Source organism: Pseudomonas sp. EL_65y_Pfl1_R83 (genome assembly GCF_963970695.1).
In the GTDB taxonomy this organism is placed as follows: Bacteria; Pseudomonadota; Gammaproteobacteria; order Pseudomonadales; family Pseudomonadaceae; genus Aquipseudomonas; species Aquipseudomonas tritici.
Genome location: NZ_CAXAQI010000182.1, coordinates 1 through 562 on the forward strand (window position 1 = coordinate 1; position 562 = coordinate 562).

The window sequence follows — 562 nt, forward strand, 5'->3', positions numbered from 1 at the left end:
CACGGAGCAGGCGTTCGATGCGGGACTGGCTGACATAGCGCAGACGCGGATCGTTCGGCGAGATCGGCAACACTTGCGTTTCGATCCGGTTTACCTTGACGCCAGCGTCAGTGAGCGCGGCGCGCAACGCTTGTTCGATATCGCCCAGCCGCTCCGCTCCGGCCGGGATCGGGGAGGTGGCCAGCACGCGGGTGCGGCTCCACGAGCCGCCGCCGCCGATCTTCTTGCCCGCCGCAATGCGTTCGTCGGTCGGCAACGCCGCCGCCGGGCTGGTGCCCAGATCGATCTTCACCCCGCCGAACAGCGCCGCATGATCCGTCACATGCGACCGTCGCAACGCGTGATACGCCTTGTGTTCGACCGCCTGCCCGGCGGCGCGCACCGCGCTCGAGGCGGTTTTGCCGGGCCTCGTTGCCGCGCTGGGCAAGGCACCCGACCCGCAAGGTGCGATCGTTCGACTGGACCGGATGCTGGCGCGGCTGTCGAGCGCGGTCAATTTCTTCCGGTTGCTGGAGGCGCGGCCTGCACTGGCGCGGTTGCTGGGGTTGATTCTCAGCCATGC

Annotated in this window: 1 protein-coding gene; it reads right to left on the reverse strand. The window is 68.5% G+C overall.

Annotated elements, in window-relative coordinates; genetic code table 11:
* Positions 1–382 (reverse strand): hypothetical protein (locus AACY08_RS28305; protein WP_339472406.1); only part of this gene is annotated, 382 nt, incomplete at its 3' end.
* Positions 383–562: the final 180 nt, after the last annotated feature.